The organism is Streptomyces sp. NPDC097129, assembly GCF_055668065.1.
This window is the reverse complement of the sequence record NZ_JBVOQE010000009.1, coordinates 145,101-160,332: the sequence shown is the minus strand read 5'-3', so window position 1 is coordinate 160,332 and position 15,232 is coordinate 145,101. Positions and strand designations below refer to the sequence as shown.

Here is a 15,232-nt window from a genome sequence, read left to right as displayed (position 1 = left end):
GCTGCTCCCGGAGAAGAGTGAGGGCCCCGGGTGGCCCCTCCCTGAGCGGAAGGGCACACCCGGAGCCGTGGTCACGCGGTGGGCGTCACAGACAGAGCAGGACGCTCGCCGCGCTGATGCAGGACAGCAGGCTGACGGTGCTCGCGCCGCCGCCGCCGTTGTGCTCGTCGGACTCCATCGTCTGCAGGTCGAGAAGGGCCATGATCGTGTCCTTTCGTCATGGGGACAGGGGTGGTGTCACGACCGCGGGACTGCGGCCGCGTCTTCAGGGCCGCGTGAGCGGCGGGGGGAAGGGCATCAGGGCCGCGTGAGCGGCGGGAGGAACGGCAGGTGTGCCGGGCCGGGGCCGTCGAGGGCCGCGCCGAGCGCCAGCAGGCAGCCCGCCGTTCCGGTGGCGAGGTCCATGGAGAGCCGCATCATCTGATGGCCGGGGAAGGCGAGTTGGCCCTGGTAGGTCATCGCGTACCAGCCGAGCCCGGAGATCTGGCCGGCCAGGAGCTCCGGCCGCGCTCCGGTGCGGCTCAGGTGCGCGATCAGTCCGGCGCGGCCCTGGAACAGCCCGGGCTGCGCGTAGAAGCGGGAGGTCGCGGCGGTCAGCACGCCCGCCCGTACGGCGGCGAACTCCCCGGCGGCCTGCGGCACATGGGTGAGGAAGTCGTCCAGGACCATGCCGATCCCGGCGCTTCCGTCACCGAGGTAGGGCAGCGTCCGCCAGCCCTCGTCGACCTCCAGCGAGCCGCCCGGCCGCACCACGCAGCGCTCCAGGTCGCGTTGCAGCGCCGCACCGGCCGCCCGCAGCAACTCCGCCTCGCCGGTGCGCTCGTACTGCCGCAGCAGGAACAGCGCCGGTCCGCTCGCGCCGCGCAGCAGCCCGGCCCGCCGTTTCGGCTCGGGCGGTTCGGCGAGGCGTCCGACCAGGATCCGCGCGGCCTCGGCGGCCCGCTCACGCAGCTCGCTCTCGCCGGTGGCGTCGGCGAGCGCGCCGAGGACCAGGCCGAGCCCGGCCAGGCCGCCGTGCAGGTCGGAGGACAGGTTCTGCCAGCGCTCCTTGAGGATGCCCTCGACCAGGTCGAGGGCCCGCTGCCGGTGACCGAGCAGGTCCAGCACGTGGGCGACGCCCGCGAGTCCGTCGTACAGGCCCAGCGGGGTGCCCACCGGCGCCGGGTCGGTGTGTTCCAGCAGCCAGCGCTCGCCCTCGTCGTAGCGTTCGGCGCCGGTCGCGGCGAGCGCGTACAGCACGCCGGCCGCCCCGTGGGCGAGGCCGAGGCCGCCGCCGTCGGAGAACTGGGCGATGTCGCCGGGGAAGAGCCGGTCGTCGCGCTCCGGGCTCGCCGAGGCGAGGATCGCCTTGGTCATCGAGTCCCGGCTGTGCGGCCAGTCGGCGGGATCCACGAGCGGGAGGGATCCCGCCGACCGGCCGGTCGTCCCCCGGGTGATCTCGGTGACCGCCTCGGCGAGGAAGTCGCGGGGCACGTCCGGGAACTCCTGGGCGATCACCCCTGCGAGATGGGCCGCCTTGCCGCGGTCCACCACGAACAGCGTGGTCACCGGCAGGAACAGCGCGAGCCGCAGACAGGCGAGGGCGTAGCGGTCCACGTCGACGCCCCGCCGGTCGGGCGGCGCGAAGAACCCGGGGTGGGCGACGACCTGGCGGCCGTGTTCCTCGACCGGCGCGGCCGCCTCGAAGTCGATCAGGTACACCGACTCCTCGTCGGGCGCGACCATGATGTTGAACACGTGCAGGTCGTTGAAGACGACCCCGCGCGCGTGCACCTTCTCCACCGCCTGCTCCACGGCCCGGTGGATGCGCACCGCCCACGCCGTGTACGCGGCGACCTCGGCGGGGTCCGGGTCCGGCGCGAGCAGCGGATGCCGTTCGGCGAAGAACGCGTTCAGCGGGCGCCCCTCGACGAAGTCCGTCACCAGGAACCGGTGGTCGCCCAGCGTGAACCAGTCCCGCACCTCCGGCACCACTCCGGTGCCCGCCAGCCGCTCGAGCGCGTCCTTCTCCCGCTCCAGCCGGGCGACCGCGTCGGCCCCGTCGGAGGCCAGCCCCGCGTGCGGCCGGCCCTCCTTCAGCACCACCTTGCGGCCGTCACGGGTGTCGGTGCCCGCGTACACCCCGCCGCCGTTGGAGAAGTGCAGCGCCTTGTCGATGCGGTACGGCAGCTCGCCCACCGTCGTCGTGTTGCGCGCCGCCAGATGCGGCTGGAGGAACTCCGGCAGCGTCACCCACTCCGGCACCTGGAAGGACGGCGAGCGGCGGTCCGGCACCAGCCGGCCCTCCCCGTCGCGCACCGCCGGCACCAGCGCGCCGCGCTCGTCGACGACGTACGAGCGTGCGAAGGCGCCGTAGCGGACGTACAGCGGGCCCTCGCCCCAGCGCAGGTCGGTGAGGATGTAGGGGCCCTCGAAGCCCTCCAGCAGCTCGCCCAGCTCCCGCAGCACGGTGTGCAGCTGCTCCTCGCCGTCCGGATAGACGGTGACGAACTTGCCGCTGGTGTCGCGGCCGGCGTACTTGGCGTTGCGCAGGTGCAGCAGGTGCGGGCCGGGCACGAACTTGAACGGGATACGGCGCGGCACGCAGTAGTCCCACACGATCGCCGCGATCTCCTCGGCGTTCGCCCGGGTGGCCGAGGCGTGGATCTTCCAGCCCTGGGCCGGCCCGGAGTGCGCACGGCCGTCCGCGGTCAGCGGGGTCAGGGTCAGCCAGTCGCCGACGCGTGCCGCGCTCCAGCCCGCCGGCACCTCGCGGCGCGCCGCCGCGTACAGCGGTGCGGCCTGCTCGCCGCCGTCCGACAGCCGGTCCGGCGTGTCGTAGAAGTGACGGTCCGCGAGGGCGTACACCTCGTACCGCTTGTCCATGCCTCCCCTTCCGTGGCCCGCCCATGACAATTCCAGTGAGCGGTCGGGCACCGACAGTCACGTCTGTCACCACATCGCCGTGCAGAACGCACGCGTCAACAGATGTTCGGATCGTTTCGAGCAGCTCACGCACCGCGACCCCGCACGGTCGCAGGGGCTGCGCAGACGTCTGATGCGCGCTGTAATACGGACGTGGTCAGTGAGGGAGCTGCGGGACCCAGCACGCGGACGCTGCGTGCCGAAGCTGCCCTCAAGGCGCTCACCGCCGCCCGCGACTCACCCGAGCGGGTAAGGCAGGTCCTCGAACAGGCGCTGGTCTTCGCCGGCGCCCAGTTGGCCGCCGTCTACAGCCCGGGCGAGGAGAACGACCGGCTGTGCCTCCTGGAGTCCGCGGGGGTGCCCAGATCCCTGTACGGCCTGCGGGAGAGCTATCCGGTCTCCGGGCGCTCCCCGGCCGCCGAGGTGCACCGCACCGGGCGCGCGGTGTGGCTCGGACCCCGTGAGCTGGCCGCGCGGGCGCCGGCCCGGCGCGTCCCCGCGCTCGACTTCCACCTGGCCGCGCTGCCCCTGCACGGCACCGACGGCTGCCTGCTCGCCGTCAGCGAGGAGGGCGGCGGCTTCGGCGCCGAGGCACGCGCCTGCCTGGAGCTGGTCGCCGCGGCCGTCACCGCGCCGCTGCCGGCCGAGGCCGCCGAGACCGGTGAGCTGCATCCGAACGCCTTCAGCCTCGCCATGGACAGCGGCCGGGTCGCCGTCGGCGACGGCATCCTGCGGCTGTTCGGGCTGACCCGGGAGGAGTTCGACGGCAAGGTGGAGACCCTGCTCGGCCTCACCGTCCCCGAGGACCTACCCGCGCTGATGTCCGTCGTCGAGGCCGACCACATGTCGATCGGCGACCGCGAACTGGAGTTCCGGATCCTGCAGCCCACGGGACCGCCCAGATGGCTCAGGCTGCGGGGCCGGCTGCTGCCCGGCGGGGAGGGCCGGCCGATGCGGCTCATCGGCACCGTCGAGGACACCTCGGCGCTGCGCTCCGACGTCACCGACGTGGCCCGGGTGCAGCGCCTGGCCGCCACGCTGGCCACCGCGGGCACCGTGCGGGACGTCAGCCAGGCCGTCGTCTCCGCCCTGCGCGGGCCGCTGCGGGCCGACCGGATCGCGCTCGCCGAGCTGGAGGGCGACCGCCTCGTCGTCACCGTCCTCGACCCGCCGCAGCCCGAGGCCTGGCCCGAGCTGTGGCGGCTGGAGTGGCGCGCCGAGTGGCCCGACGCGCCCGTGCGCGCCATGCCCACCCTCGCCGCCGCGCTGCGCGAGGGCCGCGCGCACATCTGGCCCGCGGGCACCGCCCTGGAGCCCGCGCTCGCCGAGGTCGGGCCCGGCGGCCTCGCCGTGCTGCCGCTGCCCGCCGGCCACCGCATGGCCGGGGCCTGCCTCATCGGCTGGGACACCCCGCACGACTTCGGCCCCGACGAACGCGCCCTGCTCACCGCCTCCGCGGGCCTCGCCGGGCAGGCCCTGATGCGCGCCCACGCCTTCGACGCCGAACACGAACTGGTCGGCATGCTCCAGCGTCAGCTGCTGCCGCGCCGTCTGCCCACGCTGCCCGGCGCGGTCGCCGTCGCCCGCTACCTGCCCGCCACGGCCGGCCTGGAGGTCGGCGGCGACTGGTACGACGTCATTCCGCTGGCCGACCACCACGTCGCCCTCGTCATCGGCGACGTGCAGGGCCACAGCACCGCCGCCGCCACCCTGATGGGGCAGATGCGCACCGCTCTGCGCGCCTACGCCGTCGAGGGCCACCCGCCGGACGTCGTCGTCTCGCACGCCAACCGGCTGCTGGCCGACCTGGAGACCGACCTGTTCGCCACCTGCGCCTATGTCGACCTCGACCTGGAGTCGGGCTCCGCGTGGTGCGTACGGGCCGGGCATCTGCCGCCGGTGCTGCGCCACCCCGACGGCACCACCGAGATCGTCGAGTCAGACGGCGGCCCGCCGCTCGGCGTGCTTCCGCAGGCGGACTTCCCGCTCGGCCCGCTGAGCCTGCGCCCCGGCACGGTGCTCGCGCTCACCACGGACGGCCTGGTCGAGTCGGTGGACGCCGACATCGACACCGGCATGGCCCGGCTCGCCCGCGACCTCGGCGGCTGCGACGTCGCCGACCTCGGCACGGTCGCCGACGCCCTCCTCGGCAACGCCCACCGCAGCGACGACGTCGCCCTGCTCCTGCTGCGCTACGACGGAATGGCCTCGCGTCCGCTGCGGGAGAGCTGGACGGTGTGGCGGGTGCCGCAGGCCGTCGGACACGCCCGCCGCTTCACCCGGCGCACCCTGCGCTCCTGGGGCGTGCACGCGGCCGATGCCGACGCCGCGCTCCTCGTCGTGTCCGAACTGGTCACCAACGCCCTCGTGCACACCGGGGGGCAGGTCCGCCTCGGCCTCACCCTGGTCGGCCACCGGCTGCGCATCGCGGTCACGGACGCCTCCCCGCGCACCCCCGTCAAGCCGACCAGCATCGGCTGGGAGGCCACCGGCGGCCGCGGCATCCTCCTCGTCGAGGCCGTGTCGGACGCCTGGGGCGCGGTCCCGGTCAGCGGCGGCAAACAGGTCTGGAGCGAGATCGACCTCGCCCGCTGAATCCCCGTGTCAGCGGCCGTCTGCGGGTACCCGGCACCCGTACACCCCCATGTGACAAGGAGCACGTCATGACCCAGCACGTCCGCGACATCATGACCGCCGACCCGGTGAGCGTGGAACCGCAGGCCTCCGTCACCTCCGTGGCCCGCCTGATGCGCGACGAGGACCTCGGCGCGGTCCTGGTGACCGACGGCGACGACCTGCGCGGCCTGGTCACCGACCGCGACCTGGTCGTGCGCGGCATCGCCGACGGCGGCGACCCGGAGCAGACCACCGTCGCCGGCATCTGCAGCGACGACATGGTCACCGTCGGCCCGGACGACGACCTGAACGTCGCTATCCGCCTGATGCGCGAGCACTCGGTACGCCGTATCCCCGTCGTCGACCACGGCCACCCGGTCGGCATCGTCACCCTCGGCGACACCGCCATGGAACGCGACCCCGACTCGGCCCTCGGCGACATCAGCGCGGCCCGCCCCAACACCTGACCCCACGTCGCGAGAGCGTCCCCGCCTGATCGCCCCCGGCCCCGAGCCCCCACCGGGCTCCCGGCCGGGGCCGACGTCTGCCCCGCCCCACCCACCCCGAGGCCCCCGCCCTGACGTCCCCGCCCCGGCGCGCCCGCCCTGACGTCCCCGCCCCGGCGCGCCCACCGCGACGCCCCCGCCTCGGCGCGCCCACCGCGACGTCCCCGCCCTGACGTCCCCGCCCCGGCGCCCCCACCCGGCGCCCGCCCTGACGCCCCCGCCCCGACGCCTCCGCCCCCGACGCCTCCGCCCCCGGCGCGCCCGCCCCCGGCGCGCCCGCCCCCGGCGCGCCCGCCGCACGCGGCCGAATGGGTGCAGTGGCGCTGAGACACGGGTGGTTCCCCCGCCGTCGCGTGCCGCGGGTGCGCCGGCGGGGGAGGGTCAACCCGGTGGATCGGCGGACACGGGAGGCACAGGGACGTGGAGCGGGAAGGCCGGTCGGAGCCGGTGACGGGGGAGAGCAGGGGCGAGCGGCTGGCCGGTGCCCTGGACGCGCGGCTGCCGGTCAGCGAGGGCGGCGCGATGCTGCGCAAGGCGTTCCCCGACCACTGGTCGTTCCTGCTGGGCGAGATCGCCCTGTACAGCCTGCTGGTGCTGGTGCTCACCGGCGTCTGGCTGACCTTCTTCTTCGACCCGGAGATGCGCGAGGTCGTCTACGCCGGCCACTACGTGCCGCTGAGCGGCGTGCGCATGTCCGCCGCCTACGAGTCCACCCTGCGCATCAGCTTCGACGTGCGCGGCGGCCTGCTGATGCGCCAGATCCACCACTGGGCGGCGCTCGTCTTCGCCGCCGCGATCGGCGTGCACCTGCTGCGTATCTTCTTCACCGGCGCCTTCCGCCGCCCCCGCGAGCTGAACTGGGTCATCGGCGTCACCCTGTTCATGCTGGCCCTGGCGGAGGGCTTCGCCGGCTACTCCCTGCCCGACGACCTGCTCTCCGGCACGGGCCTGCGCATCGCGCAGGGCATCATGCTGTCGCTGCCGGTCGTCGGCACGTATGTGAGCTTCTTCGTCTTCGGCAGCCAGTTCCCCGGGCACGACTTCATCTCCCGCCTCTACCCGATGCACATCCTGCTGCTGCCGGGCGCGCTGCTCGGCCTCGTGACCGTGCATCTGATCCTGGTGTTCTACCTCAAGCACACCCAGTGGAGCGGCCCCGGCCGCACCGAGCGCAACGCCGTCGGCAAACCGATGGTGCCGCAGTTCTCGGCGAGTTCCGCCGGGCTGTCCCTCATGGTCTTCGGCCTGCTCGCCGTCCTCGGCGGCGTCGCCCAGATCAACCCCGTGTGGGTGTACGGCCCCTACCGCCCCGACCAGGCCTCCACCGGCTCCCAGCCCGACTGGTACGTCGGCTTCCTGGAGGGCGCGCTGCGCCTCGTACCGCCGTGGGAGACGAACGTCGCCGGCCATACGGTCATGTGGAACGTGCTCCTGCCGGCCGTGGTCCTGCCCGGGCTGCTGTTCGCGGTGCTGTACGCGTACCCGTTCGTCGAGCAGCGGCTGACGGGGGAGTGGCGCCAGGAGCAGCACCTGTGCGACCGGCCCCGGGACCGGCCCGTGCGCACCGGCCTGGGCGTCGCCGGGATCGTGTTCTACGCCGTGCTGCTGATCGCCGGTGGCAACGACGTGGCCGCCGCCACCTTCCGCGTCTCCGTCAACGTGATGACGTGGACCCTGCGCGTCCTGCTCGTGCTCGCGCCGATCGCCGCGTTCTTCCTCACCCGCTGGCTGTGCCACGCCCTCGGCGACGAGGAACGCGAGCACCTTCAGGAGGGCGTCGAGACCGGCGACGTACGGCAGAGTGTCGAGGGCGGCTACGAGGAGAGCCGCCGCCCCGTCACCACCGTGCGGCCCGGCGCCCCGCAGCCGCAGCTCACTCCTGGTCCTCGCCCCGGTGAACGTACTGGAACGCCATCCCCAGAACCCCCCGAGCCAGCACCGCCATCCCGATGAGGAACAGCCACAGCCCGTACACCACACCGCTCGCCGCCAGTGCGAAGCCGGCGGCCGTGACGATCGGCCAGCGGCTCGCCGCCGGGAAGAACTCCACCGGACCGGCCGCGTCGGCGACCTCCGCGTCCCGCCGGTCCTGCGGCCGCGGGCCCCGGCGCCGGTACTGCACGGCGCTGAAGAAGGACACCAGGGACGCCATCAGGAAGGCGACGACGAGCGCCGCCGAGCCGGCCGGTTCCCGCGACCAGCCGCCGTACAGCGCGGCGACCCCGGCGAAGAACAGCGCCACGCCCCCGAACAGCATCGACTCCGCCTTCATCGCTGCCCCACCTCCTTCGCCCGGCGGGCCACATGGGGATGGTGCAGGTCGAAGGCGGGGGACTCGGAGCGGATACGGGGCAGTGCGTGGAAGTTGTGCCGCGGCGGCGGACAGGAGGTCGCCCACTCCAGGGAGCGCCCGTATCCCCACGGGTCGTCCTCGGTGACCACCCGGCCGTGCCGGGCGGAGTACCAGATGTTGTACAGGAACGGCAGTGTGGAGACGCCCAGCAGGAACGCCCCCGCCGTGGACAGGGTGTTGAGCAGGGTGAAGCCGTCGGTGGGCAGATAGTCGGCGTACCGGCGCGGCATGCCCGCCTCGCCCAGCCAGTGCTGCACCAGGAACGTCAGCTGGAAGCCGGGGAAGAGCAGCCAGAAGTGCACCTTGCCCAGGCGTTCGTCGAGCATCCGGCCGGTCAGCTTCGGCCACCAGAAGTAGAAACCGGCGAACATGGCGAACACGACCGTGCCGAACAGCACGTAGTGCAGGTGCGCGACGATGAAGTACGAGTCGGTGAGGTGGAAGTCCAGCGGCGGCGAGGCGATCAGCACCCCGCTCAACCCGCCCAGCAGGAACGTCACCAGGAAGCCCAGCGACCACAGCATCGGTGTCTCGAAGGAGATCGAGCCGCGGATCATCGTGCCGATCCAGGCGAAGAACTTGATGCCCGTCGGCACGGCGATCAGGAACGACATCAGTGAGAAGAACGGCAGCAGCACCGCCCCGGTCGCGAACATGTGGTGCGCCCACACCACCGCCGACAGCATGGTGATGGTCACGGTCGCGCCGATCAGCGGGAGATAACCCCACAGCGGTTTGCGGCTGAACACCGGGATGATCTCCGAGATGATCCCGAAGAACGGCAGCGCGACGATGTAGACCTCCGGATGCCCGAAGAACCAGAACAGGTGCTGCCACAGCAGCGCGCCGCCGTTCGCCGCGTCGTAGACGTGCGCGCCGAACTTGCGGTCCGCCTCCAGCGCGAGCAGCGCCGCGGTGAGCACGGGGAACGCCGGCAGCACCAGGATCGAGGTGAACAGCACGTTCCAGGTGAACAGCGGCATCCGGAACATGGTCATGCCGGGGGCGCGCAGACACATGATGGTGGCGATGAAGTTCACCGCGCCGAGCGTGGTCGACACACCGGCCACCACCAGCCCCATCGCCCACAGATCGCCGCCCGCGCCGGGCGTGTGCACCGCGTCGTTCAGCGGCGCGTACGCGAACCAGCCGAACGACGCGGCGCCGGTGGGCACCAGGAACCCGGAGACCACCATCAGCCCGCCGAACAGGTACATCCAGTACGACAGCGCGTTCAGCCGCGGGAACGCCACGTCCGGCGCGCCGATCTGCAACGGCATCACGGCGTTGGCGAACCCGGCGAACATGGGCGTCGCGAACAGCAGCATCATGATCGTGCCGTGGATCGTGACGAACTGGTTGTAGCCCTCGTTGCTCAGCAGCTGCAGCCCGGGCCGCGCCAGCTCCGCCCGCATGGCCATGGCCAGCAGGCCGGCCAGGAGGAAGAAGCAGAACGCCGTCACCAGGTACAGGTGTGCGATCACCTTGTGGTCGGTCGTGGAGGTCCAGCGCAACAGCGCCCGGCCGAGCGCCCGCCCGGTCGGGGCCGGCCGGCCGTCCGGTCTGTGCTGTTCCCTCAGGTTTGTCATCGTCCTCCTCCGCGGGCCGCGGTGACGCTACCGCCGTGGTCCGCGCGGACGTCCGCGCCACGCAGGGCAGGGGCCCACGGGTGCGCCCTACGGCCTATCCGCAGCCGCCCCCCGCCTTGTGGACGTGTGTTTGAATCCGGGACGTCCGGGGGACCCGGCGACGTAGTGCGAACGAGGGAACGAAGGAACGCGCGGGCAGCAGAAGGAAGATGAGACGCCGTGACGACCGCTCAGCCCCAGGACAAGACCGTCATCCGCCGAGCCGAGACCGGCTGGGCGAGGGCACGCAGGCTGCGGCGCCAGCGCGCGCTGCGCACCTGCCTGCCGGCCGTGGAAGACCCCGCCGCGGCGTCCGCGACGCACACCGGGGCCGACTGGAACATCGTCCGGGGCGAGGACTGAGGCCGGGCCTTCGGGCGGAACCGGAGGCCGAGGCGGGGCCTTCGACAGGACTGGGGCGGGGCTGAGGCAGGACCGAGCGGCCGGCGCGCGTCAGCCGTGCGTCTTGGCGAGGAGTTCGAGGATCTCCTCGGTCGTGCCCGTCTCGCCAAGCCGCGGGAAGATGCGCCGCACACTGTTCGCGTGCGCCTCGGCGTCCATGTCGCTCATGGCGTCCGTGGCGAGGGTGACGTGGTAGCCGTGCTCGTGCGCGGCGCGGGCGGTCGACTCCACGCCGATGCTGGTGGCGATGCCGCTCAGCACGATCTGCGTCACTCCGCGGCGGCGCAGCTGCACCTCCAGGTCGGTGCCGTGGAAGGCGCCCCAGTTGCGCTTGGTGACGGTGATGTCGCCCGCGTGCCCGGCCAGTTCCGGCACGATCACGTCCCAGCCCTCGGGGCGGGCGCCGCCCGCCCGGGGGGCTTCGGTGCGTCCGGGGACGGCGTCGGCCCCGTCCGCGGCGAACGACACCCGCACCAGCACGACCGGCAGGCCGCGCTCCCGGAACGCCTCGGCCAGCCGGGCTGACCGGGCGACGACATCGGCTCCGGAGTGCGGCTGCACGGGCGCGGCGGCGATCCCCGCCTGGAGGTCGATCACCACGAGGGCGGTGCGCGGATCGAGGGCGGTGACTGCCATGGTCGGGCCTTTCGGTCGTGTACTGCTACTGCTGACTTCGGTGAGTGAGGGGCCGGGCTTCGGGGAGCGCGGAGGCGTCACGGCTGCGACAGCCTCTCCAGCAGCGCCAGCGCGTCGAGCACCGTGCGCCGCTCGTCCTCCGTGTACCGGTCCTGCAAGGCGCGGGCCAGCCACTCCTCGCGGGCCTGCCGGTCCCCGGCGATGCGGTCCTGACCGGCCTCGGTCAGGGTGACCAGCTGGCGGCGGCCGTCGGCCGGGTCGGGGCTGCGCCGGATCAGCCCGTGCTGCTCCAGGGCGGCCAGCGTGGCGGCCATCGACTGCGGGCGCACCCCCTCGGCGGACGCGAGCGCGCTCGCCGTGGCCGCGCCGTGCTTGCCGACGAGGGTCAGCGCGGACACCTGCGACGGGGTGAGCGTCTCGTCCCCGGCGACCTCACGGACGCGCCGGCGCAGCCGGCCGATCAGGACGCGCAGCTCCTGGGCGGCGCGGGCGGCGCTGCCGGAGATCCGCGCGGCGTTCTCGTCGTGGGCCATGCCCCGACGGTAATTTCTTCAGGCAAAACTGTCCAGTTTCACCTGACCAGTTTTACCTGAAGATCAATGAGCACCCCGCGCATGGGCCGCGAGCCGACGCCACGACGGCGTGCGGCGGCGCCGTACGCTGAAGCCGTGCGCCTGCTGCTGATGTCCGACACCCATCTCCCCAAGCGCGCCAAGGTGCTGCCGGCGCCGCTGCTCGCCGAACTGCCCGACGCCGACGTCGTCGTCCACGCCGGGGACTGGGTCGACACCGCCACCCTCGACCTGCTGCAGAGCCGCAGCCGCCGGCTGATCGCGGTGTACGGCAACAACGACGGCCCCGAGCTGCGCGCCCGCCTGCCCGAAGTGGCCCGTGCCGAGCTGGGCGGCCTGCGCTTCGGCGTGGTTCACGAGACCGGCCCCGCCCAGGGCCGCGAGGCGCGCTGCGCCGCCCGCTTCCCCGACCTCGACGTCCTGGTCTTCGGGCACAGCCACATCCCCTGGGACACCACCGCGCCCGGCGGCCTGCGGCTGCTCAACCCCGGCTCCCCGACCGACCGCCGCCGCCAGCCGCACTGCACCTACCTCACCGCCACCGTGGCCGACGGCCGGCTCAACGACGTCGTACTGCACCGGCTGCCGCGGCGCTGACGACCGCTGCCCGCCGGCTCGTTTCGCCGCCCGGGCGCCCGGGCACCCGAGGCGGACGCCCGTCGACGAGGGCGGCCGACGCGGACACTCGTTGACCGCGTCGGCCGCTACGAGTGATCCATGACCGACACACCTCTGACCCTCCTCAAGCGCGCGGTGCGGCCCACCGCGCGGCCCGCCTCGCCCTGGGGCGTGCTCGTCGTCATGTGCGCCGGGTACTTCCTGGTGCTGCTCGACGTCACGATCGTCAACGTCGCCCTGCCCGCGATCGGCGCGCAGCTCGGCACCGACGTGGGCGGTCTGCAATGGGTCGTCGACGGTTACGCCCTGGCACTCGCCGCGCTGATGCTGACCAGCGGCACCGCGGGCGACCGGTTCGGCCACCGGCGCGTCGTACTGACCGGGCTGGCCGTCTTCGGCGCCGGATCGCTGGCCTGCGGGCTCGCTCCCACGGTCGCCGCGCTGATCGCCGCCCGGGTCGTGCAGGGCGTCGGGGCCGCGCTGCTGCTGCCCGGCACGCTCGCCGTCATCGGCCGCGCCTTCCCCGACCCCGCCGAGCGGGCGCGGGCCATCGGCGTGTGGGCCGGTATCGGCAGCCTCGCGCTGCCCGCCGGGCCGCTGCTCGGCGGCGCCCTCGTCGACGGGATCGGCTGGCGGGCGATCTTCCTGGTCAACGTGCCGATCGTGCTGGTCGCCCTGGTCCGTGCCGCCGCCGTGGTCCAGGAGAGCCGCGAGGAGACGGCCCGCCCCCTCGACCTGCCCGGCGTCCTGCTCGGGGCCCTGCTGCTCCTGGCCGCGACCTACGCGTTCATCCAGGGCGGCCGCTCGGGTACCGGCGCGCCGCAGGTCGTCGCGGCGGCGGTCGTCGCGGCGGCCGCCCTCGTCGCGCTGGCCGTCGTCGAGTCGCGCCGCGGGGACGACGCGATGCTGCCGCCCGCGCTGGTGAAACGGCCGGCCTTCGACGTGGCGAACGCGGCCGCCGGGATCATGAACCTGGGCACGCTGGGCACGCTGTTCGTCCTCATGCTCTACCTGCAGTCGGTCCAGGGCCGCAGCGCCTTCCACGCCGGGCTCGCCCTGCTCCCGCTGTTCACCCCGCTCGCGGTCCTCGGTCCGCTCGGCGGACGGCTCACCAGCAGGGTCGGCGCCCGGCTGCCCGCGACCGCGGGCCTGCTCGTCGCGGCGGCCGGGTTCGCGCTGCTGCTGCGCACGCACGCCCACTCCGATTACGGCGTGCTGCTGCCGGCCTTCCTGCTGTGGGGGACCGGGCTCGGCCTGCTCACCCCGGCCGTGGTCGCGGCCGCCGTCGCCGCCGTGCCCACCGAGCGTTCGGGGCTGGCCTCCGCCGTGAACAACACCGCCCGCCAGACCGGCGGGGCCATCGGCATCGCCGTCGCCGGGGCCGTCGCCGGGTCCGCCGCAGACCGGAGCCGCTTCCTGCACGGCCTGCACGCCGTGGCGCTGGGCTCCGCCTGCCTTTATGCGGCCGCCGCGCTCCTCGCACTCGCGGTCCTGCCCGGGGCGCTGCTGCCCGCGCGGGCGAGCGCCGACTGACCGCCGGGATCCGGACATGGGCCGGGCCGCCTCACCTCGGTGGAGGCGGCCCAGGCGCTGCGAGTGGATTGCGCTGTCACGGACCTCCTTCGAAGGACGGTTCTCCGGCGACGCATGCGCTGCATGCCTCGTCTCTCTATGTCGCGCCTACCCCGAACCGTCCCTGTCACACCCCCATCGACGGAATTTTTTTCCTCGCCGGACAGGCCCGCGCTCAGCTGGCCGGGCCGGTCCAGTCGGCGGCGACGTGGCCGAGGCGTACGCGTTGCGGATGGTCGCCGACCGGTACCGATACCCGTTTGCGGCCGGTACTGAAGTCGATGGCAGTGACCTGGTCGGCGCCGCTCTCGGAGATCACGCAGTCCCGGCCGTCGCCGCTGACCGTGGCCCAGTACGGCTTGGACGCGGGGACGAGCGGACCTTCCTGGAGGGTGGCGCGGTCGACGACGGTCGCGTAGTCGTCCATGGTGCCCGCCACGCACAGCTTGCTGCCGTCCGGCTTCATCGACAGGCCGTGGTGGCGCGAGTCGTTCACGAAGGTGGTGCGGTCGTCGCTGGTGGCGGGGTTCTTCGGCAGGGTCTTCACCCGGGTGATCCGGTCCGTGGCGAGGTCGTACTCGAAGAAGCCGTTGAAGAACGACACCTGGAAGTACAGCGTGGACTCGTCGGGGGAGAAGACGGCCGGCCGCACCGCGTCCGAGTAGTCCTTCAGCCCGATCGCGTCGAGCCGCTCGCGCATGTCGATCACCTTGACCGGCTTGTACGTCGTCGCGTCGACGACCGTGATGTGCCGGTCGCCCTTCGTCCAGTCCAGCCAGGGCGCGTCCAGCGCGGTGTTCACGTCACCGATGGCCATGTTCCACAGGTACTTGCCGTCCTTGGTGAAGATGTTCTCGTGCGGCTTGTCCCCGGTGGCGAAGGAGCCCAGCTGCCGGCCGGTGACGATGTCCAGGACGTGCACGGTGTTCGCGGTGGACGCGGACACCGCGACCCGGGTGCCATCGGGGGAGACGGCCATGTGGTCGGCGCGGTAACCGGCCACCGGGAAACGCCAGTTCACCTTGCCGGTGGCCAGATCGATCGAGACGACGTCGGCGAAGCTGGGCCGCGAGACCACCACCGACCGGCCGTCGGGCGTGGAGTACATGTCGTCGGCGAACTGGTCGTGGCCCTCGCCGACGCTGTTGCGGATCGCCATGAAGTACACCCACTTGACCGGGTCGGCCTTGATCTCCGCGAGCCGCTGTTCCTTGTCCGGTACGACACTGATCCGGCCGACCCGCGTGAAGTCGCCGGCGGAGGCGAGGACGTCGGCGGTGCCGTCCCAGTTGTTGCCGACGAACAGCACCTCCCGCAGCCCGGTGGCATGGGCGGCGGTGGCGGGTGAGGCCGCGGTGAGGGCGAGGGCGGCGGCGACCGTGCACACAACTCGCGGTCCGAAGGCGGGCATGACGGCTCCTCGGG

General features: G+C 73.3%; 13 protein-coding genes. 6 read left to right on the top strand and 7 right to left on the bottom strand.

Translation table 11 applies throughout. From position 1 onward, the window contains the following. Positions 1-85: 85 nt before the first annotated feature. Positions 86-202 (bottom strand): SapB/AmfS family lanthipeptide, encoded by a 117-nt coding sequence (locus AC0B9F_RS25405; protein ID WP_363268147.1) that lies wholly within the window; start codon positions 200-202, stop codon positions 86-88. A 95-nt stretch (positions 203-297) separates the two neighbouring features. Beyond that, positions 298-2,865, bottom strand: a complete 2,568-nt coding sequence (lanKC, locus tag AC0B9F_RS25400; protein ID WP_472006388.1) for a class III lanthionine synthetase LanKC — start codon at positions 2,863-2,865, stop codon at positions 298-300. Between the two features lie 192 nt (positions 2,866-3,057). On the opposite strand from lanKC, the gene AC0B9F_RS25395 reads away from it, so the two are divergent. The 3 genes from AC0B9F_RS25395 to qcrB all read left to right on the top strand — a co-directional run bounded on the left by AC0B9F_RS25395 (position 3,058) and on the right by qcrB (position 7,979). Further along, positions 3,058-5,499, top strand: coding sequence for a SpoIIE family protein phosphatase (locus AC0B9F_RS25395; protein ID WP_472006386.1), 2,442 nt, complete (start codon positions 3,058-3,060; stop codon positions 5,497-5,499). A gap of 68 nt (positions 5,500-5,567) precedes the next feature. Next, positions 5,568-5,987, top strand: coding sequence for a CBS domain-containing protein (locus AC0B9F_RS25390; RefSeq protein ID WP_472006384.1), 420 nt, complete (start codon positions 5,568-5,570; stop codon positions 5,985-5,987). A 486-nt stretch (positions 5,988-6,473) separates the two neighbouring features. After that, the gene (gene qcrB, locus AC0B9F_RS25385) at positions 6,474-7,979 is read left to right on the top strand and encodes a cytochrome bc1 complex cytochrome b subunit (RefSeq protein ID WP_472006738.1); all 1,506 of its coding nucleotides are present in this window, start codon (positions 6,474-6,476) and stop codon (positions 7,977-7,979) included. On the opposite strand, the gene ctaF is transcribed toward qcrB, so the two are convergent. Both ctaF and ctaD read right to left on the bottom strand, forming a co-directional pair. Continuing rightward, on the bottom strand, positions 7,900-8,298 hold the full coding sequence (gene ctaF, locus AC0B9F_RS25380) for an aa3-type cytochrome oxidase subunit IV (RefSeq protein WP_472006383.1): 399 nt from the start codon (positions 8,296-8,298) through the stop codon (positions 7,900-7,902). The two genes, qcrB and ctaF, sit on opposite strands and share 80 nt — an antisense overlap. Continuing rightward, complete coding sequence (gene ctaD, locus AC0B9F_RS25375) at positions 8,295-9,968, bottom strand: aa3-type cytochrome oxidase subunit I (protein ID WP_472006381.1); 1,674 nt, start codon at positions 9,966-9,968, stop codon at positions 8,295-8,297. Before ctaD ends, ctaF begins: the two co-directional genes overlap by 4 nt. Before the next feature lie 219 nt (positions 9,969-10,187). On the opposite strand from ctaD, the gene AC0B9F_RS25370 reads away from it, so the two are divergent. Next, on the top strand, positions 10,188-10,370 hold the full coding sequence (locus AC0B9F_RS25370; protein WP_472006379.1) for a hypothetical protein: 183 nt from the start codon (positions 10,188-10,190) through the stop codon (positions 10,368-10,370). A gap of 90 nt (positions 10,371-10,460) precedes the next feature. Here the strand turns inward: AC0B9F_RS25370 and AC0B9F_RS25365 are convergent, their stop codons facing one another. Next, entirely contained in the window at positions 10,461-11,045 is a 585-nt protein-coding gene (locus tag AC0B9F_RS25365; RefSeq protein ID WP_472006377.1) for a hydrolase, read from the bottom strand. A gap of 77 nt (positions 11,046-11,122) precedes the next feature. After that, on the bottom strand, positions 11,123-11,578 hold the full coding sequence (locus AC0B9F_RS25360; protein ID WP_472006375.1) for a MarR family winged helix-turn-helix transcriptional regulator: 456 nt from the start codon (positions 11,576-11,578) through the stop codon (positions 11,123-11,125). Positions 11,579-11,713: 135 nt separating this feature from the next. On the opposite strand from AC0B9F_RS25360, the gene AC0B9F_RS25355 reads away from it, so the two are divergent. Both AC0B9F_RS25355 and AC0B9F_RS25350 read left to right on the top strand, forming a co-directional pair. After that, complete coding sequence (locus AC0B9F_RS25355) at positions 11,714-12,214, top strand: metallophosphoesterase family protein (RefSeq protein ID WP_472006373.1); 501 nt, start codon at positions 11,714-11,716, stop codon at positions 12,212-12,214. A gap of 120 nt (positions 12,215-12,334) precedes the next feature. After that, positions 12,335-13,768 (top strand): MFS transporter, encoded by a 1,434-nt coding sequence (locus AC0B9F_RS25350; protein WP_472006371.1) that lies wholly within the window; start codon positions 12,335-12,337, stop codon positions 13,766-13,768. Between the two features lie 214 nt (positions 13,769-13,982). Here the strand turns inward: AC0B9F_RS25350 and AC0B9F_RS25345 are convergent, their stop codons facing one another. After that, positions 13,983-15,218 (bottom strand): YncE family protein, encoded by a 1,236-nt coding sequence (locus AC0B9F_RS25345; protein ID WP_472006369.1) that lies wholly within the window; start codon positions 15,216-15,218, stop codon positions 13,983-13,985. Between the last annotated feature and the right edge of the window lie 14 nt (positions 15,219-15,232).